The organism is Acidovorax sp. GW460-11-11-14-LB4 (assembly GCF_059423685.1).
In genome coordinates this window covers 1-17,495 of the sequence record NZ_JBWKYJ010000090.1, presented here as the reverse complement: position 1 = coordinate 17,495, position 17,495 = coordinate 1, and the positions used below count along the sequence as shown (strand labels likewise).

Annotated in this window: 17 protein-coding genes; 7 read left to right on the top strand and 10 right to left on the bottom strand. The window is 67.1% G+C overall.

Annotation, left to right across the window (positions count from 1 at the left end):
• Positions 1-357: 357 nt before the first annotated feature.
• The 5 genes from AC07X4_RS21775 to AC07X4_RS21755 all read right to left on the bottom strand — a co-directional run bounded on the left by AC07X4_RS21775 (position 358) and on the right by AC07X4_RS21755 (position 4,559).
• Complete coding sequence (locus AC07X4_RS21775) at positions 358-759, bottom strand: hypothetical protein (RefSeq protein WP_494741290.1); 402 nt, start codon at positions 757-759, stop codon at positions 358-360.
• Complete coding sequence (locus tag AC07X4_RS21770; protein WP_494741289.1) at positions 756-2,087, bottom strand: ABC1 kinase family protein; 1,332 nt, start codon at positions 2,085-2,087, stop codon at positions 756-758. Before AC07X4_RS21770 ends, AC07X4_RS21775 begins: the two co-directional genes overlap by 4 nt.
• A complete protein-coding gene (locus AC07X4_RS21765) occupies positions 2,074-2,649 on the bottom strand; it encodes a DUF2867 domain-containing protein (RefSeq protein ID WP_436076919.1) in 576 nt (191 codons plus the stop codon). Before AC07X4_RS21765 ends, AC07X4_RS21770 begins: the two co-directional genes overlap by 14 nt.
• Complete coding sequence (locus tag AC07X4_RS21760) at positions 2,646-3,539, bottom strand: TetR/AcrR family transcriptional regulator (RefSeq protein ID WP_494741288.1); 894 nt, start codon at positions 3,537-3,539, stop codon at positions 2,646-2,648. The genes AC07X4_RS21765 and AC07X4_RS21760 overlap by 4 nt, the downstream gene beginning before the upstream one ends.
• A 288-nt stretch (positions 3,540-3,827) precedes the next feature.
• Entirely contained in the window at positions 3,828-4,559 is a 732-nt protein-coding gene (locus AC07X4_RS21755) for a helix-turn-helix domain-containing protein (protein ID WP_056065456.1), read from the bottom strand.
• A 133-nt stretch (positions 4,560-4,692) separates the two neighbouring features.
• On the opposite strand from AC07X4_RS21755, the gene AC07X4_RS21750 reads away from it, so the two are divergent.
• The gene (locus AC07X4_RS21750) at positions 4,693-5,580 is read left to right on the top strand and encodes a hypothetical protein (protein ID WP_494741287.1); all 888 of its coding nucleotides are present in this window, start codon (positions 4,693-4,695) and stop codon (positions 5,578-5,580) included.
• 55 nt (positions 5,581-5,635) lie between these two features.
• The gene (locus AC07X4_RS21745; protein ID WP_056065459.1) at positions 5,636-7,576 is read left to right on the top strand and encodes an MFS transporter; all 1,941 of its coding nucleotides are present in this window, start codon (positions 5,636-5,638) and stop codon (positions 7,574-7,576) included.
• A gap of 36 nt (positions 7,577-7,612) precedes the next feature.
• Here AC07X4_RS21745 and AC07X4_RS21740 read toward each other — a convergent pair whose 3' ends face one another.
• Positions 7,613-8,611, bottom strand: a complete 999-nt coding sequence (locus tag AC07X4_RS21740) for a Bug family tripartite tricarboxylate transporter substrate binding protein (RefSeq protein WP_436075804.1) — start codon at positions 8,609-8,611, stop codon at positions 7,613-7,615.
• 124 nt (positions 8,612-8,735) lie between these two features.
• Entirely contained in the window at positions 8,736-9,752 is a 1,017-nt protein-coding gene (locus tag AC07X4_RS21735; protein WP_494741286.1) for a 1-aminocyclopropane-1-carboxylate deaminase, read from the bottom strand.
• A gap of 162 nt (positions 9,753-9,914) precedes the next feature.
• Between AC07X4_RS21735 and AC07X4_RS21730 the strand changes: the two genes are divergently transcribed.
• On the top strand, positions 9,915-10,430 hold the full coding sequence (locus AC07X4_RS21730; protein ID WP_056065461.1) for an Lrp/AsnC family transcriptional regulator: 516 nt from the start codon (positions 9,915-9,917) through the stop codon (positions 10,428-10,430).
• A gap of 22 nt (positions 10,431-10,452) precedes the next feature.
• On the opposite strand, the gene AC07X4_RS21725 is transcribed toward AC07X4_RS21730, so the two are convergent.
• Together AC07X4_RS21725 and AC07X4_RS21720 are read right to left on the bottom strand one after the other, a co-directional pair.
• Positions 10,453-11,355, bottom strand: a complete 903-nt coding sequence (locus AC07X4_RS21725; RefSeq protein WP_436076993.1) for an EamA family transporter — start codon at positions 11,353-11,355, stop codon at positions 10,453-10,455.
• A gap of 109 nt (positions 11,356-11,464) precedes the next feature.
• Positions 11,465-12,646 (bottom strand): saccharopine dehydrogenase family protein, encoded by a 1,182-nt coding sequence (locus tag AC07X4_RS21720; RefSeq protein WP_494741285.1) that lies wholly within the window; start codon positions 12,644-12,646, stop codon positions 11,465-11,467.
• Positions 12,647-12,940: 294 nt separating this feature from the next.
• On the opposite strand from AC07X4_RS21720, the gene AC07X4_RS21715 reads away from it, so the two are divergent.
• From AC07X4_RS21715 to AC07X4_RS21700, 4 genes are all read left to right on the top strand, one after another.
• Entirely contained in the window at positions 12,941-13,429 is a 489-nt protein-coding gene (locus tag AC07X4_RS21715; RefSeq protein WP_056065512.1) for a YiaA/YiaB family inner membrane protein, read from the top strand.
• A gap of 122 nt (positions 13,430-13,551) precedes the next feature.
• On the top strand, positions 13,552-14,037 hold the full coding sequence (locus AC07X4_RS21710) for a hypothetical protein (protein ID WP_494741284.1): 486 nt from the start codon (positions 13,552-13,554) through the stop codon (positions 14,035-14,037).
• Between the two features lie 71 nt (positions 14,038-14,108).
• On the top strand, positions 14,109-14,903 hold the full coding sequence (locus AC07X4_RS21705; RefSeq protein WP_494741291.1) for a DUF2145 domain-containing protein: 795 nt from the start codon (positions 14,109-14,111) through the stop codon (positions 14,901-14,903).
• Between the two features lie 119 nt (positions 14,904-15,022).
• Entirely contained in the window at positions 15,023-16,075 is a 1,053-nt protein-coding gene (locus AC07X4_RS21700) for a zinc ribbon domain-containing protein (RefSeq protein ID WP_099729132.1), read from the top strand.
• Positions 16,076-16,108: 33 nt separating this feature from the next.
• Here the strand turns inward: AC07X4_RS21700 and AC07X4_RS21695 are convergent.
• The coding region (locus AC07X4_RS21695; protein ID WP_494741283.1) for a GGDEF domain-containing protein at positions 16,109-17,495 on the bottom strand (1,387 nt) is incomplete at its 5' end.

The following is a 17,495-nucleotide window of genomic DNA, read 5'->3' as shown; positions in this document are numbered from 1 at the left end:
GTGCCTGGTACTGCACAAGTACCGGGGCGGGTTGCTGGTAGACAGGCGTGCCTGCCTGGATGACTACGGTGGCGCTGGTCTGCGCCTGCGCCGCGCTCGCGGCGCCCAGCGACAGCAGGGCGATGGACACAGCGGCAAGTGCTTTGCGGGCCATAAGGTTCTCCTCAGATGTGATTCCTTGCGGAACCGGAGACTTCATGGTGCGCACGCTGCGTCAAGCCGGTGTAGTCCCATTGCGAAGCTTTGTGAAGTTGTGTTGCCGACTTCGGAGACAAACGGTTGCAGCGTGATGTTTGTCACGCCTGCCCAGGCATCCGGCGTTGGCGTCCCCCATTCACCCGCCCGCGATGGCTTGCTTCAGCGCCACCACACCAGCGCCGCAATCACCAGCAACGCACACCATGCCGGGTGTCTGCCATGCGTGGCAAAGAACACCAGCACGCCACTGGCCAGGGTGGCAAGGCCCACCACATCGGCGGCCCAGGCGCCCAGGGCAGCGTCCCAAGGCGCGGTGCCCAGGCGCCAGAGCAGGGCGCTCAACGCCCAGCTCAGCACCGAGGCCACATGCCAAGTGCCCCACAGGATGCGCAGGTGCGGGGTGTGCAGCACCTGCCGCGCAGTGCTGGACTCCAGGCGCCCCGCCGTTTGGTGCCCCTGCGTGCGCAGGCTACGAAACAGCAGAAGCTCTCCCAGCACCGAATGGGCCACACCCACCAGGGCCAGCCCGGCTGCCGCCAGGGTCAGCGCCGTGTTGGTCATGGGTGAATGGCCAGCGCCTCGTTGGCTCGGGTGTGCACGCGGGCACCCAGCTGCGTCAGCAGGTGCATCAGCCCCATCCACATGCGCTCGAATGCGGGCATCTCGCCAGGGACCTGGGCCAGGTGCTGGCCCAGCACGCGCTGGTGCTGGCCGGGGGTGATGGGCGGCGGTGTCTTGGTGCCAAAGTCAAACACCGGCTGGGTGAAGGGCTCCATCTGCCAGGCCTGCATCTCGGCCAGTGCGGGGGCGAGTTCGCTGGTGTAGGCCTGCACGGTCAGGTCCTTGCGCAAGAGCCCCAGCGCCTGGTAGGCCTGCAGCACCTGCGCGGTGCGCGCGGGGTCGGCGGGAGCGCGCAGCAGGGCCGACCACGCCTGCACCACCTGCGCCCGGAATGCGCTGGGCAGGACACGCGTGCAGCCAAAGTCGAGCACGCCCACCGTGCCATCGGGCGCGAACAGAAAGTTGCCCGGATGCGGGTCGGCATGCACCCGCCCCAGCACAAAAATGCAGTGCATGAACCAGTCCCACAGGTGCTGCCCAGCCTGGTCACGCAGCGCCTGCGATGGCTGTGTGGCCAGCCAGGCCTGCAGCGGCTGGCCAGGCAGAAACTGCTGCGTGAGCACCTGGGCGCGCGTGTGCGAGAGCAGGGGCTGCGCCATCACCATGCCCGGCCGGGCCGCGTGCTGGGCGAACCACTGCATTTGTTCAGCCTCCTGCAGGTAGTCCACCTCGCGCAGCAGCGTGGCCTCGATCTCGGTCATCACGCTGTCCAGTACGGCATCCGCAGGCAAAGGCATGTCGGTGTGGGCCAGCGCGCGCAGCGCGGCGCGCATCAGTTGCATGTCGCTCGCAATGGTCGCGGCAATGCCGGGGTACTGCACCTTGACAGCCACCGTGCCGTGGCCTGCCAGTTCTGCGCGGTGCACCTGGCCCAGGCTGGCGGCGGCAAACGCAGTGGGTTCAAAGTGGTCGAACAGCGCCTCTGGCTCCTGCCCGAAGGCCTGGCGGAACACGCGGCCCACCAGGGCTCGGTTGAGCGGCAGGGCCTGGTGGTGGGCGCGAGCCAGTTCGCTACGCACGCCGTCGGGCAGCAGGCCCGGGTGCATGCTGAGCAGCTGTGACACCTTGAGCGCCGAGCCGCGCAGCTGCCCCAGCGCGCCAAACAGGATGCGGCCCAGCGCTGCCTCGTGCTCGGTCTGCGCCTGGGCCGAGCGCTTGCGCGTGCGGTGCGAGAGCTCGGCCATACCGATGCGCGCTGCCGCCAGCCCCGTGATGGCACTGCGGGCCAGCTTGCCGGTGCGGGGTGCTTCCGCGTCAGTTTTGGCCATGGTCTGCCAGGCGCTGCGCTGTGCCGCGCGCTATGACACGGTGGATCGGCGTGATCACCGCCATGTAGGCATGGCCGAGTGTGTTGTGGATGTGCACCACCGTGCTCAGCACCACGCGGGGCGTGGCGCCAGGGGCGGCGGGCTGTTTGCAGATGGACACCTGCACGTCCAGGTGTTTGTCGTCCTGGCCCATCACCACCTCGGTGTCGCTCAGATGCCGGATGCGGAAGATGCCGACGCGGTCGCCCACGCGGTAACTGCGCGCGTCGCGCAGAGGCTGGCCACTGGCGGGTGGATGGTCATCGTGCAGCTGGCCCAGGTCCTTCAGGCCCACCAGGCGCACGGCCTTGTTGCGCACGAACATGAGGGCGCGGGTCCATGCCGGGGTGCGGGCCGCCACGTCCAGCCACGACTGCAGGGCAGAGCGTGTGGGGTGCCGGTCGGCCACCTCGTAGGCATCAAAAAAATCTGCGCCCGGCAGTGTGGCGTGGATGGCGGTGCCGGGCGGCACTTGTGTGGCGCGCGCGGTGGTGGGCGCGGCGAGGGCAGGGGTCGCATTCATGGAGCGCTCTTTTTCTTGCGAGGCGTGGCTTTGGGCTGGGCGGCCGGTGCCTCGGTGGGGGGCGTGGCAGCGCGGGGCTTGCGCTGCGTGCGAGGGGGCTGCGAAGGCGTGGTGGCCGGGCTTGCGGCGGCGGCTGCCATGGGAGCAGGTGCCCGGGCTGTGGGGGCGCTGGCCATGGCCTGCTGGGCCATGTGCAGCATGCCCATCAGGCCGCTGCCGTGTTGCACCATGCGGGCCATCTGGCTGCGCAGCACAAAGCCACCCAGTTGCAGCACGCGGTTGACCAGCCCGCCGCGCAGCGCCTGCACCAGCACACCCAGCGACAGGTCCACCAGCTGCGTGGTGTCGGCAAATTCGTCGGAGGTGTCCGCCAGCCAGTAGCTCACCACACCCGCCAGGTAGTCGGTGTAGAGGCTGCCCGCCAGGCCCTTGAAGTCGCAGGGCTCGATCTCGCTGCTGGCCTCGGCGGCTTCCAGAAAGCCCGCCACCGCATCGCGCAGGCTTTGGCGCGCTGCCAGCGGCTCGGCCAGCATCGACAGCGGCGAGCGCCGGGCCAGGCCGCGCACCTGGGCCACGAACTCGCGGTCGGCCAGCAGGCGCTCCAGCACGGCATCGGTCAGGCGCTGCAGCTTTTCTTGCAGGCCGTAGCCCGCAAAGCCCGGCGTCTGCAGCGTGTCGGCCAGCGCCTGGTGGGCCACGTCGTCCAGGTAGCCCAGCACGATGCGGTCCTTGGTCGGAAAGTATTTGTAGATTGTGGCGTCGCCGATGCCGGCGGCCCGCGCGATGTCTTTCATCGTCGTGCCGTCAAAGCCCTGGCGGGTCATGAGATCCACCGCGCTGGCCACGATCTGGCGGCGCGTGGCGTCTTGCTGCTGGCGGGTGGTTTTCATTTGACTATTCTTAAATTGATTGAATTTGCAATTTAAAGAATAGTTATTTCTGTTTTTGGCGTCAAGCCATCTCTTGCCGGGTACAAGGAGGATTTTTGAGCGTTTTTAACCTCAGGCGCAGGTGTTTCATGCGCCGATAGCTATCAAAAGGATAGTGATTAGAGGCTGGTTCATGACCCTGCGGCCAGTCCCCGCACCTGTGAGGCGGCCGCTGCGCTCAACCAAGGGCAGAAGTTGGCGGGCAGCGACGGCTGCCGCTTGCAGGGGCCCGCGAAATCGGCGGGAGGCCTACCGCCGCATGCTGGCAAACGCCTCGAACTCCCAGCTGCGCATCGCCAGCAGCAGGGTGTAGCCCTCGCGCTCGCGGTCGGGCAGCTTCTGGTCGGCCAGGTGCTGCTGGGCAAAGTCCTGCGCCACGCGCTGCATGCGCTCCATGAAGGCGGGCGCCAGGCTGCGGCTGATGTTGCCGTGCACCAGCAGCACGCCTTCGCCCAGTCCGTCAAAGCCGCCCGCAAAGTAGTCCAGCAGCGCATGGTCGCGGAAGTAGTTCATCACTGGGCCATGTGGGCGCCAGCGGAAGGTCTTGGCCAGCTTGAGGCGGTAGCGGTTGAGCGGCCGCAGCTCGATGATGCCGATGCGGTCCAGCTGCGCCAGGTACTTGATGCCTTCGGCGTCCGTCAGGCGGTAGTAGCCGGTCACCTGCTCCAGCGTCCACTGGCTCAGCACACAGATCGCCATCAGCAGCAGCTTCTTGTCAGCCACCACAGCCTTTTCCTGCTCGTGGGTCAGCTCTTTCAGCAAGGGCTGCTCGTCGGCCACGCGCCGCGCCAGGTCGGCAAAGTCCAGCGCCAGCGCGCGGCAGATGGCGTCGATGCGCGACAGCGGCATGTCGCCCTTGGCCAGCATGCGCTTGACGCTGGACTCGGCCATGCCCAGCGCCTGCGCCAGGTCGGCGTAGGTCATCTGCGCGGTCTTGAGTTCTTTTTTCAGGGCGGTGACGAGGTCGGCGGTCGTGCTCATGGTGAGGGGGCTCCTGGGTATCGATTATCAATACCCGAAGGTGCGTGGGTAGCCCCTTGCGCGACTTTTTGGGGCGACCGGTGGCGCCGCTGCCCACACTGCGCGGCATCGTTCACTTTCTACGGTGTGTGTGATGTCTTCTTCCCCTGTGACTCCCCCTCGTGCGCGCGGCCTGGCAACGCTGTCGCGACTGTCGGGTGCCGAAACCGGCTTGCTGCTGGGCGCGGCCGCGCTGCTCGCCCTGGCGCTGTTCGGCCCGGTGCTGCCTGCCAGTGCGCACCAGCATGACTTTGCCGACCAGCGCACGCTGTGGGGCATTCCCTGTGCGCTGGACGTGTTGAGCAACCTGGCCTTTGCCTTCGCGGGTGCATGGGGTTGGTGGGTGCTGCGCCGTGTGCCGCCGGCCACGCTGGATGCCACCTCCCGTGCGCTGGCCGCGCTGTTCTTTGGCGGGCTGCTGTGCACCGCCGCAGGCTCGACGCTGTACCACTGGCAACCGCAGGACACCGGCCTGCTGTGGGACCGCCTGGGCATGGTGCTGCCCTTTGCGGGGCTGCTGGGCCTGGCGGCGGCCAGCCGGGTGAGCGCGCGGGCGGGCGTGGCCGCTGCAGGCGCCGTGCTGCTGGCGGGGCCACTGGCCGTGTGGGCGTGGGCGCACACCGGCAACCTGCTGCCGTGGGCCGTGGTGCAACTGGGTGGCCTGCTGGTGGTGCTGGTGCTGGCATGCCTGCCACGCCGCGTCGGCGGACTGGCGCTGCACCTGGGCGTGGTGGTGGTGCTGTACGCCCTGGCCAAGCTGCTGGAGACGGCAGACCACTCGGTGTTCGAGGCCACGGGCGGATGGGTGTCAGGCCACAGCCTCAAGCATGTGCTGGCGGCGGGCGCGGCCTGGCCGGTGCTGACGGCACTGGGGTCGCTGGTGGCTTTGCGCCACAGTGACGCGGCGGCGATGCCGCGGGTCATGCCGTCCGGGCAGAATGGCGCCCACGCCGTGGGTGTCGCCCGCAGATCCGGCGCATGAAGCGCAGGTCCGGAAAATTCCAACAAGCCAACCCATCGGAAACGAGGAGAAACGCATGAGCCCCGACACCGCCTCCACCAGCGTGGCCCCAGCGCCCACGCACGAGGACCCGAACCAGTTTGCCCTGCTGCGCCAGCGGCGGTTTGCGCCATTCTTCTGGACCCAGTTCTCTGGGGCGGCCAACGACAACCTTTTCAAGTTCGCCTTCACGGTGATGGTGACCTACCAGCTCAGTGTGGACTGGCTGCCGCCGGCCATGGCGGGGCTGGTGATCGGCGCGCTGTTCATCCTGCCGTTCTTGCTGTTCTCGGCCACTTCGGGCCAGCTGACCGACAAGTACGACAAGACGAAGATGATCCGGTTCGTGAAGAACCTGGAGATCGCCATCATGCTGGTGGCGGCCGTGGGTTTCATCGCGGGCAATATCCCCATCCTGCTGCTGTGCACCTTCTTGATGGGCGTGCACTCCACGCTGTTTGGCCCGGTCAAGTTTGCCTACATGCCCCAGGTGCTCAACGAGCGTGAGCTGACGGGTGGCAACGGCATGGTCGAGATGGGCACGTTTGTGGCCATCCTGCTGGGCAATGTGGCGGGTGGACTGCTGGTGGCCATCCCGGGCATCGGCCACACCACGGTGGCCGTGGCCTGTGTGGTGGCGGCACTGGTCGGGCGCGCGGTGGCGCAGTTCATCCCCTCGGTGCCGGCCACCGATCCGGGCCTGACCATCAACTGGAATCCCTTCACCGAAACCTGGCGCAACCTCAAGCTGGCGCACGAGAACATCGTGGTGTTCCGCTCGCTGCTGGGCATCAGCTGGATGTGGTTCTTCGGCGCGGTGTTCCTGAGCCAGTTCCCCAGCCTGGCCAAAAACGTGCTGCATGGCAACGAGCAGGTGGCGTCGCTGCTGCTGGTGGTGTTCTCCATCGGCATTGGTGTGGGCTCGCTGCTGTGCGAGGTGCTCTCGCGCCGACACGTCGAGATCGGCCTGGTGCCGCTGGGCGCCATCGGCATGAGCGTGTTCTCCATCGATCTGTATTTCGCCTCGCGCAGCCTGCCGGCGTCCGAGATCATGGGCCTGGCCGCCTTCATGGCCCAGGGCGCGCACTGGCGCGTGATGCTCGACCTGGCGCTACTCAGCCTGTTTGCGGGCCTCTACAGCGTGCCCATGTATGCACTGATCCAGATGCGCAGCCAGCCCACGCACCGTGCGCGCATCATCGCGGCCAACAACATCCTGAACGCGCTGTTCATGATCGGCAGTTCGCTCATCGCCGGCGCCCTGCTGGGCGCGGGTTTCACGGTGCCGCAGATTTTCCTGTTCACCGGCCTGGCCAACGCCGTGGTGGCGTTCTATATCTTCATGCTGGTGCCCGAGTACCTGCTGCGCTTCGTCGCCTGGGTGTCTTCGCGGTTCGTGTACCGCTTCAAGGTGCAAGGCGACGAAAACCTGCCGTCCACCGGTGCGGCCATCCTGGCGTGCAACCACGTGAGCTTTGTGGATGCGGTGCTGCTCATGGCGGCCAGCCCGCGCCCCATCTACTTCGTGATGGACCACCGCATCTTCCGCGTTCCTGTGCTGGGCTGGCTGTTCCGCCTGGCCAAGGCCATCCCGATTGCGCCGTACAAGGAAGACCCGAAGACCTACGAAGCGGCCTTTGACCGCGCGGCCCAGGTGTTGCGCGAAGGCGACCTGCTGGCCATCTTTCCTGAGGGGGGCATCACCAAGGACGGGCAGCTGCAGGAATTCAAGGGCGGCATCATGAAGATCATCGAGCGGGCGCGCGCAGAGGGTGTGGAGGCCCCGGTGATTCCCATGGCGCTGACCAACCTGTGGGGCTCGTACTTCAGCCGCATTGAAAAGGGCGGCGCCATGGTGCGGCCGTTCCGCAGGGGGTTCTACAGCCGCGTGGGGCTGAATGTGGGCTCTGCCGTGGCATCGACCGAGGTGCAGCCCACACTGCTGCGCGAGCGGGTGCAGAAGCTGCTGGCGGCCTGACGGCCAAGAGTGCAAGCCGCCCGTGGCTGGGCGGGTTTAGTCCGCCCGAATTTGCGCGCGCTGGGCAATGGCGCGCATGCGTGGCAACTCGTCTTCGATCTGCGCCAGCACGGCATCGCCCGTCGCGTAAGACGGCTCCAGCCCTGCGGCGATGAGCTTGCTGCGGATTTCGGCGTCCGCCAGGGTCTCGGCCAGGGCCTTGTGCAATTTGGCCTTGGCCTCGGCGGGCAGGCCGCGCGGCGCGACCACGGCCAGCCAGGAATCGGCCGAGAACCCCGGGAAGCCACTTTCTGCCACCGTGGGCACGTCGGGCAGCTGCGTGGCCCGCGTGGCGCCCGTGACGGCAATGGCCTTGATCTTGCCCGCCTTCAGCTGTGGCAGCGCTGCCGCCACGGTGTCGATGGTGAAGGGAATCTGCCCGCCCATCAGGTCGGCCATGGCGGGGGCGCTGCCCCGGTAAGGCACGTGCATCAGCTTGATGCCCGCGGCCGACCAGGTCAGCTCGGCTGCGAAATGCCCCGTGGTTCCGTTGCCAAACGAGCCGTAGGAGAACTTGTCGGGCGTGCGCTGAACGGCAGCGATCAGCTGCCGGAGGTTGTTGACCGGCACATCGCGGTGGGCCAGCAGAATCAGGGGCACACGGGCGACGAGGCCAACGGGCTCGTAGCTTTTGACGGGGTCGTAGGGCAGCTTGGCGTTCAGCGCGGGGTTTACGGTGAAGGTGGAGCCGGAGCTGATCAGCAGCGTGTAGCCATCGGCAGGCGCATTGGCCACATACGCCGCACCCACCACGGTGCCCGCGCCCGCCTTGTTCTCGACCACGATGGGCTGGCCCAGGCGGTCGCCCAGCTTCTTGCTGATGGTGCGGCCCACGATGTCCACGGCGCCCCCTGGCGGAAAGGGCACGACCAACTGCACCGGCTTGGCGGGATAACCGTCGGCATGGGCGAGCCGTAACGTGCCGAGTCCCAGCCCTGCGACGGCCGCCGCCACGAGGATCACGCTACGCCGACTGACAAGCTGCAAGCACTTCATGGGGGCTCCTTGGATTGGGGGAACGGGCGGGGCCCTTGCCTGGCGGTCAAGGGCCCTTTGAACAGGCGCTCAGATCAATGACAGCCCGGCCAGCTGCGCCAGCCGTTGCTGCTCCCTGGACGCATCAGCCGTTGCGAAAAAGAAAGCTGTAGGCGTTCAACGCCGGCACCCCTCCCAGGTGCGCATAGAGCACGCGGGAGCCTTCGGGGAATTCGCCCTTGCGCACCATGTCGATCATTCCGTGCATGGACTTGCCTTCGTACACCGGGTCGGTCAGCATGCCTTCCTGGCGCGCGCACAGGCGGATGGCTTCGAGCGTGCCCTCATTGGGCAGGCCGTATTCGGGGCCGCCGTAGCGGGTGTCCAGGATCACGTCTTCGGCCGTGATCTCCTGTCTCAGCTCGACGAGCTTGGCGGTGTTCTGGGCAATACGCAGGATCTGCGCATGCGTCTTCTCGGGCTTGGCCGAGGCGTCGATGCCGATCACCTTGCGCGCGCGGCCGTCGGCCGCAAAGCCCACCACCATGCCCGCCTGCGTGCTGCCCGTGACCGAGCACACGACGATGTAGTCGAACTGGAAGCCCAGCTCCTTCTCTTGCTGGCGCACCTCCTCGGCAAAGCCCACAAAGCCCAGGCCACCGTACGGGTGCTCGGAGCAGCCTGCGGGGATGGGGAAGGGCTTGCCGCCAGCCTTCTTCACGTCTTCCATGGCCTGTTCCCAGCTGGGGCGGATGCCGATGTCAAAGCCCGCTGCGTCCAGGCGTACGTCGGCGCCCATGATGCGGCTCATCTCGATGTTGCCCACGCGGTCGTACACCGCGTCGGAGTAGTTGACCCAGTTCTCTTGCACCAGCACGCACTTCATGCCCAGGTGTGCAGCCACGGCGGCCACCTGGCGCGTCTGGTTGGACTGGATGCCGCCGATGGAGACCAGCGTGTCGTAGCCGCCCGCAATCGCCTCGGGGATCAGGTATTCGAGCTTGCGCGTCTTGTTGCCGCCGAAGGCGAGGCCCGAGTTGCAGTCCTCGCGCTTGGCATACAGGTGCACCTTGCCGCCGAGGTGGGCCGACAGGCGCGGCAGCGCCGTGATGGGAGAGGGGCCGAAGGTGAGCGGGTGGCGGGCAAATTTCTGCAGGTTCATGGCGGTGTTCCGGTCGATGAAGAGGGGGCGCAAGCGAGGGGGCTTGCAGTGCCTTCATCGTAGAAAAACACGCGCGTCAAGTGGTTGCAAAATTTTCCCAAATTTCAGTGTTTCAGGTTGATGGATCAGAATATCAGGGATAAATATTTCTCTGGATGACCTATGAGCGCAACAAAAGTTCGTCCCAAGAATGCGCCGCAGGCTGATGTCTCGGCCGAGCTGGACCGCACCGACAAAGCCATCCTGCGGCAGCTGCAGCGTGATGCGTCGCTCTCCAACGTGGCACTGGCCGAGAAGGTGCATCTGAGCCCGCCCGCCTGCCTACGCAGGGTGGAGCGCCTCAGGCGCCTGGGACTCATCGATAAGGTGGTGGCGCTGCTCAACCCCCAGGCGGTGGGTGCGGGCATGCTGGTGATGATTGGGGTGGTGCTGGACCGCTCCACGCCCGAGTCGTTTGCCGAGTTTGAAAAGGCGGCTGCCAAGGTATCCGGCTGCATGGAATGCCATGTGGTCACCGGCGAGTTCGACTACTTCATGCTGGTGCGCACGCGAGACAACGACAGCTTCAACCGCCTGCATGCCGAGCAGCTGCTCTACCTGCCGGGGGTGCGGCAGGTCCGCTCGTTCATGGTGCTGCGCAACGTGCTCTCGACCACCGAGTTGCCGCTGGCGGTGTAGCGGCCTGCGTCCGACCGACCGCTTACTGGGCGCCGCGCAGCCGTCCCATCATGGCCGCCCAGGCCGGGCCGCCAAACACGTTGACCACCAAGCCCGCCATCAAGAGCCCGGCGCCTGCAAAGTGCACGGGCAGCAACTGCTCGCCAAACGCCACCCAGCCCGTGGTCAGGCCCACCACGGGCACCAGCAGCGTGAAGGGCGCCACGCGGTTCACCGGGTAGCGCGACATGAGGTAGGTCCACAGCCCGAAGCCCAGCAGCGTCGAAATCCACGCGATATAGGCCACGGCGGCCATCGATTGGAAGGACAGGTGCTGCACGGCCGCCCACACCGTGGCGGGCCCATCCAGCCACAGCGACAGCGCCACAAAAGGCAGCGGCGCCACTACGCTGGACCAGACGATGAAGGCAAACTGGTTCATCGGCCCATACCGCCCCACAGCGCGGGTGACGATATTGCCGCAGCCCCACATGGCGGCTGCCGCCACGGTCAGCGCAAAGCCTGCCAGGGGCATGGAGGCGCCATGCGCGCTGCCGATCAGCACCAGCCCGCAGCCTGCCAGCGCCAGGCCCGCCACCTGGTTGCCATGCCATTTCTCGCGCAGCCACCACGCGGCCAGCAGCAGGGTGAAGAACGACTGCGACTGCAACACCAGCGATGCCAGGCCCGAGGGCATGCCGATGTGGATGGCGGTGAACAGCAGCGCAAACTGGCCCACGGCCATGGTCATGCCGTACAGCAGGTACAGCCGTAGCGGCACCTTGGGCGGCTTGACAAACAGGAGCGCCGGGAAGGCTGCGAGCAGGTAGCGCAGCGCTCCCAGCAGCAGGGGCGGCACACCGGCCACGCCCACCTTGATGACTGCGAAATTGAGGCCCCAGACCACGATGACGAGCAGGGCCAGGGCGAGGTCGCGGGGGCGCAGGGCAGTGTTCATGCCCTGCATTCTCGGGGATGGAGCGGCACGGTGACCGGACGTTTCAGGACCAGGGTGGAACGAAAACAGACCAGACCGTGGAGAAATTCCGAAGGCGTTACGCTGGCTCGACCGCGAAGCTCAGCCCCGCATTGGCCTGCAGTCGCGCGATCAGCCTGTCACCCAGCGCGGGCGCTGTGGTCCAGATACCGCCAGATGTCTCGGAAGCATCCTGCAGCAGGCACACCGCCGCCTCGGTGATCATCTTGGAGGTGGATCCGTAGCCAGGGTCGCGGTCGCCCTTCACGCCCACGCGCAGGGTGTGGCCTGCGTCGTCGGTGCCCAAAAACAGCACATCGTAGAAGCCGTTTTCGCGTTCCTCGCGCGAAGGGCCTTCGCCCGGCTTGGGGCCCTTGTCCGAGCCCAGCGACTTGTCGCCCGCCACCGCGTTGGCGATGGCCTCGCCCTTTTCGCCAGGGCCGGTGATGAGCATTTCGTCGTAGACAAAGTCGGTGCCGTAGGCGTGCTGCAGCAGGAAGTTGGAGCGGTGCACGTTGCGCGTGTTGATGGCGGCCATCACGAACGGGGCCACCCAGACGCCATCGCCCAGGGCCTCATCGACCATGGGCTTGTTGCCCGAGGGCTGGCGCGGGCCTTCAAACCCCGGGGTGAGCGAGAAGGAGTTTTTCAGCAGGTCCAGCACGCCGGGCTGACTGGCGGCAGCCGCCATGGTGGCCTTGAGGCTCGCGGCCGTGCCGCCCGAGAACGTGCCCTTCATCTTGCGCACTCGGCCGCGCACGCGGGGCGCCGGGTGGCCGAAGCGGTGGCGGAATTCCTTTTGCAGCAGGAACACGCCCAGGTCGAACGGAATGGAGTCGAACCCGCACGAGAACACGATGCGCGCGCCGCTGGCTTTGGCGGCGGCTTCATGCGCGTCGATCATCTGGCGCATCCAGGCGGGCTCGCCGCACAGGTCCACATAGTCCACCCCGGCCTTGGCGCAGGCGGCCACCAGTTCGTTGCCATACAGCTGGTAGGGGCCTACGGTGGTCAGCACCAGGCGCGTGGCGTCCATCAGCGCCTGCAGGCTGGCGGGGTCGCTGATGTCGGTCACGACCAGTGGGGTGTCGGCGGGGGCGCCCACTTCGTCGCGCACGGCGGCGAGTTTGTCGGCATTGCGGCCCCCCATGGCCCAGCGCAGGCCGCTGCCGGCGGGGTAGCGTTGCAGCAGATATTCGACCACCAGGCGGCCGGTGAAGCCGGTGGCGCCGTGGACGACGAGGTCAAAAGGTTTGGTCATGGTGGGGGCTCCGTCCGTCAGAAGTACAAGGTCCGGGGGCAGGCAGAAGTTGCCTTGCCCGGAGAGGCCGCCATTCTCTGTGGCCGTGCCTGCCGCCTCTGTCGCGCAGGTGCGTGGCGAGGGCCGCGTAGGGCCTGAACAACGGCTTGCACCGAATTTTCTGAGAAAAAGTACCGTAAAACGATACCGGATAGCCTGCGGGTGGCCACTGTTACGGTTCAATGCAGACACGCAAGTTACGTCTGGGCACCATTCGTTCCGTGTTCAACCAACGCCCTTCAGGGCACCACAGCAATGTCTTCTTCTCCCATCGTTGTTCAGCGTGACACCAAGGCCTGGCAGCTGCAGGTGTGGGTCTCGTTCGGCATCGCGGTTTTTCTGTGCGCCGTGGGTCTGGCGTGGCTGCCGGGCGAGCAGCTGGAGCAGGCGTTCATGGTGATGGGCTATGTGTTCTGTCTCTCGGCCGCGTTTGTGCTGGCCAAGTTTGTGCGGGACAATGAAAGCGCTTCGCGCCGCGGCGGTGGTGACACCCCCATGTGGAAGCTGGTGGTGTGGGGTGGCTTTGCGGTGGCCATGGGCCTCACGGGCTGGGGCCTGCTGAGCATGGACATCAACGTGACCTACAAGGCGTTTCTGGGCGTGAGCTGGCTGTACCTGATCACCACCGCCTTCACGCTGGCCAAGATGCTGCGCGACCGCCATGAGGCCGACCTGCTCGACGCCCGCCTGCAAGGCCGCCGCGAAGCCGCCCAGGCCGCTGCCCAGAACAGCAGCGTGAACTGAGCGCACCCGGTGTGCACAGGCGGCAACCCGCCGCCCTTCTGGATGAATTTCTGTCTGGTCTTTCGACCCGGTCTGTTCCGCACCTTGGGTGTGTGGGCGGGCCGTACCCTGAGGAGTGAATGATGATGAATGCCATGTTTTCTTCGTGGGGCTCTGCCGCTCGCTTGCCCCGCGCTCTGCTGGCCGCTGGGGTGGTGTGTGCGGCCCTGGTGGCTGCTGCGCCGGCCCGGGCCCAGAGCGAGGCTTCTGCCGCGCTGTCGATGTTGCCTGTGGCCTCGGTGGTGGGCACGGCGTCGGTGGCCTCGGCGGCCGCCGGTGCGGTGGTGACGGTGCCGGCGGCGTTGTCGGTGGGTGGCGCGGTGCTGACGGTGCGGGCGGTGGAGGCCTCGGCCGTGGGCACGGTGTACCTGCTGGAGCGTGCATCGGACGGTGCGCAGGTCAGCGTGGAGGTGGTCGGCCGTGGTGTGACGGGCTCGGCCTATGCCGTGGGCACCGTGGTCACCTGCAGCGTGATCGGCACGGGCGTGATCCTGTCGGCTGCAGGCGAGGCCATTGCCTTTGTGCCCAACGCCATCGGCCGCGCCTTGCTGCACAACGAACGTCTTTGAGGAGCGGCACGATGGTGAAAAACCTGACCCTTGACCGCAGTCCCGCGCAGCGCATCCCTGCCGTGGTGGGCATGGTGTTCCTCGCTGGGGTCGCGCTGCTGGCCGCCACGCCGGCCCACGCTGGCCGCTCGTGCGAGTCGCGCAAGCCCGTGCCGCCGCAGGTGATCGAGCGCGGCATGAAGCTGGCCGAGCAGACCTCGGTAGCGCTGGATGCCGAGCACGCCAAGTCGGGCGCACAGGTGGTGGCGCTGGCCCGTGCGGGGCAGGACCTCTCCAAATACGGTCTGCGCTATTCGCACTTTGGCTGGGCCTACAAGACGGCCGAAGGCCCGTGGCGCGTGGCGCACAAGCTCAACGAATGTGGCACGGGGGTGGGCCACCTGTACCGCCAGGGCCTGGGTGAATTCTTTCTGGACGACCTGTGGCGCTACGAGGCCGTGTTCGCCGTGCCCACGCCCGAGGTGCAGCAGCGCCTGCTGGCCGTGTTGCAGGACAAGGGCCGCACCAAGACGCTGCAGCACCCGCCCTACAGCATGGTCAGCTACGCGTGGGGCCGCAAATACCAGCAGTCCAACCAGTGGGCGCTGGAGACCCTGGCGATGGCCATGGAGCCCAGCACCGTGCGCTCGCGCGACCAGGCGCAGGCCTGGCTGCAGTTCAAGGGCTACGAGCCCACCACGCTCAGGCTGGGCCCGCTCACGCGCATGGGCGGACGGGTGGGGTCGGCCAACATTGCGTTTGACGACCATCCGAACGAAAAACGGTTCTCGGACCGCATCGAGACCGTGACCGTCGATTCAGTCCTGGCCTGGATGCAGCGTACGCAGCTGGCAGCCGCCCCCGTGGTGCTGGCGATCAAAAATTGAATCAAAATGCCAGCAGGCGCAATCAATACATGCGCTGGTAGCTATAAAAAGAAGAGTATTTTCCGGTGCGCTGCAGGGTGCACCCAACCCCGGCGCCCGGCGCCACCGAGGAGAAGAACATGAGCAAGTCCCTGAGACTGTCCGAGAAATGGTTCCGCCGTGGCCTGTGGCTGGTGGCGCTGGTGTTTGCCAGTTTCCTCATCGGACTGGGTGGCACCATCGTGGGCGATCTGCCCAAGGTCGAGACCCCGCTGCGGGTGGACGACTTTCTGGACAAAGCCGCAGCCGACAAGCTGCGTGCCGAGGTCAAAACGGCGCGCCAGGCCGAACAGGACGCGCAGACCGTGCTGGAGCAGGCCCAGCTGCAGCGCAGCAAGGTGCGCAGCGAGGTGCAGGCCGAGCGAGAGAGCTTCAACAACTGGCTGTCCACGCGCAGCGCCACGCAGCGGGCCGACCAGGACCCCGAGGTGATCGCTCGCACCCAGGCGCTCGACGCCCTCAAGCTGGTGGAGCGCAAGGCCCAGCAGGCGGTGGAGACGCAGCAGCAGGCCGCCCTTGATGCCCGTCAGGCGGCAGCTGCCCGGCAGGAGCAGCTCAACCAGATGGAGTCCGACGGCTACGTGAAGCTCGGGGCCGAGCGCCGCAAGGTCGAGCTGCGCGTGTTCCTGTACCGCCTGGCCCTCACGCTGCCGCTGCTGGCCGCAGCCGGCTGGCTGTTCGTCAAGAAGCGCAAGAGCACCTACTGGCCGTTCGTGTGGGGCTTCATCTTCTTTGCGCTGTTTGCTTTCTTTGTGGAGCTGGTGCCCTACCTGCCGAGCTACGGCGGTTACGTGCGCTACGTGGTGGGCATTGCCGTGACGGCTGTGGTGGGGCGCTATGCGATCCAGGCGCTCAACCGCTATCTGGAGCGCCAGAAGCTGGCCGAGGCCTTGCCCGACCAGGAGCGCCGCAAGGAACTGAGTTACGACGTGGCCCTGGCCCGCCTGGCCAAGAGCGTGTGCCCCGGCTGCGAGCGGCCCGTGGACCTGAAAAACGAGAAGATCGATTTTTGTCCGCACTGCGGCATCGGCCTGTTCGACCACTGCGGCCACTGCAGCACCCGCAAGAGCGCGTTTGCACGGTTCTGCCATGCCTGCGGCACCGGGGCGGGCGTGAAACTGGCGCAGGAGTGAGGCGGGCCGCAGAGCGGCGCCGACAACGCTGACCTAGCCCACCATCACCCGGTTGCGCCCCTCGGCCTTTGCGCGGTACAGGGCCGTGTCGGCGGCCAGCAGCAGGGTGTCCATGTCGGCATCCGCGCCCAGGGTGGCGCTGTGCACCAGGCCGATGCTGACGGTGGCCCGCTGGGGGCCGCCCTGCGTCGCATCCAGCGCCTGCCGTTCCACGGCGCTGCGCACCCGCTCGGCAATGGCCTGGGCCTCGGTGGGGGACACGCCGGGCAGCACGGCGGCAAACTCTTCGCCCCCCATGCGACCCAGCACGTCGTCGGCGCGCAACGCGCGCGCCATGGTCTGCGCAATGCTGACCAGCAGCCGGTCGCCCGCGCCATGTCCGTGCTGGTCGTTGACCTGCTTGAAGTGGTCCACGTCCACCATCATCACCGCCAGCCCGGTGGATTCGCGCTGGTAGCGCTCCAGCAGACGATCGCCCTGTTTGAGCAGTGCGCGGCGTGCCAGCACACCCGTCAGGTCGTCGTGGCGCACGGCATGGTGCAGGCGACGCAGGGCCTCGGCGCGTGCCGCGCTGGCGCAGGCCACGGCCAGGGGCCCCAGGGCCAGCAGCGTGACACCCACACGCAACGAGAACACATCGCCCGCATGGGCTGGCGTGAAGTTGAGCACGCCAGTGGCCACGCCCGCCATGGTCCACAGGCACACCACCAGCGACAGCAGGCTGGAGGTGAAGGCGCTGTAGCTCAGCGCACACCACAGCAGCCCTGGCACCACAAAAGCCAGCATGCCAGGCCCGCCGATGAGCGTGCGGATGCCTTCGGCCAGCACCAGCGAACTGACGGGCGCAACGCGCCAGAACAGCGGCGTGTCCGGGGTGTGCGAGGGCGGGTCTGCCGCGCGCGGAGCGGCCAGCACCACGGGCACGATGAGCATGTAGTTCATCAGCTCGGTGCTGAACCACAGCGACAGCAGGTCCGTCCAAGGGGAGTCGAAATACACCGGTGCCGCGCCGCAGCCTGCCAGCGCACCCACTGCGCTGGCAACCAGCGCTGCCAGCAGCAGGTACAGCGCCGCCACCGTGCGCTGCAGCCGCAGGATGGGCTCGTCCAGCCCCCGCAGCACCAGCCAGCCGGCGGTGGCGCCCAGCAGGTTGGCGGCATTGAGCCACAGGGCCATGCCCCAGGCACTGCCGGTGACCAGGTCGGCCGCCACATAGCCCACGGCGGCCGCCACCCAGGCGGGCGGCCGCGCCAGATGCGGGTAGCGCACCAGCAGCCCCAGCAGCAGCGCATTGGCAGGCCAGAACGCCGACAAAAAGCCGATGGGCCGCGCAAAGATGCCCACCAGGCAGGCGGCAAAGATCAGCAGCGCCAGGCCTGCACAGGCCACGGGCGGGGGAACGGTCCGGGCGGGAGCAAAG

Coding starts and splice junctions, on each gene's coding strand:
- AC07X4_RS21745 (WP_056065459.1), top strand. CDS start 5,636: ATGAGCCCCGACACCGCCTCCACCAGCGTGGCCCCAGCGCCCACGCAC.
- AC07X4_RS21700 (WP_099729132.1), top strand. CDS start 15,023: ATGAGCAAGTCCCTGAGACTGTCCGAGAAATGGTTCCGCCGTGGCCTG.
- AC07X4_RS21775 (WP_494741290.1), bottom strand. CDS start 759: ATGACCAACACGGCGCTGACCCTGGCGGCAGCCGGGCTGGCCCTGGTG.
- AC07X4_RS21735 (WP_494741286.1), bottom strand. CDS start 9,752: ATGAACCTGCAGAAATTTGCCCGCCACCCGCTCACCTTCGGCCCCTCT.
- AC07X4_RS21750 (WP_494741287.1), top strand. CDS start 4,693: ATGTCTTCTTCCCCTGTGACTCCCCCTCGTGCGCGCGGCCTGGCAACG.
- AC07X4_RS21755 (WP_056065456.1), bottom strand. CDS start 4,559: ATGAGCACGACCGCCGACCTCGTCACCGCCCTGAAAAAAGAACTCAAG.
- AC07X4_RS21765 (WP_436076919.1), bottom strand. CDS start 2,649: ATGAATGCGACCCCTGCCCTCGCCGCGCCCACCACCGCGCGCGCCACA.
- AC07X4_RS21760 (WP_494741288.1), bottom strand. CDS start 3,539: ATGAAAACCACCCGCCAGCAGCAAGACGCCACGCGCCGCCAGATCGTG.
- AC07X4_RS21710 (WP_494741284.1), top strand. CDS start 13,552: ATGATGAATGCCATGTTTTCTTCGTGGGGCTCTGCCGCTCGCTTGCCC.
- AC07X4_RS21770 (WP_494741289.1), bottom strand. CDS start 2,087: ATGGCCAAAACTGACGCGGAAGCACCCCGCACCGGCAAGCTGGCCCGC.
- AC07X4_RS21715 (WP_056065512.1), top strand. CDS start 12,941: ATGTCTTCTTCTCCCATCGTTGTTCAGCGTGACACCAAGGCCTGGCAG.
- AC07X4_RS21720 (WP_494741285.1), bottom strand. CDS start 12,646: ATGACCAAACCTTTTGACCTCGTCGTCCACGGCGCCACCGGCTTCACC.
- AC07X4_RS21730 (WP_056065461.1), top strand. CDS start 9,915: ATGAGCGCAACAAAAGTTCGTCCCAAGAATGCGCCGCAGGCTGATGTC.
- AC07X4_RS21705 (WP_494741291.1), top strand. CDS start 14,109: ATGGTGTTCCTCGCTGGGGTCGCGCTGCTGGCCGCCACGCCGGCCCAC.
- AC07X4_RS21740 (WP_436075804.1), bottom strand. CDS start 8,611: ATGAAGTGCTTGCAGCTTGTCAGTCGGCGTAGCGTGATCCTCGTGGCG.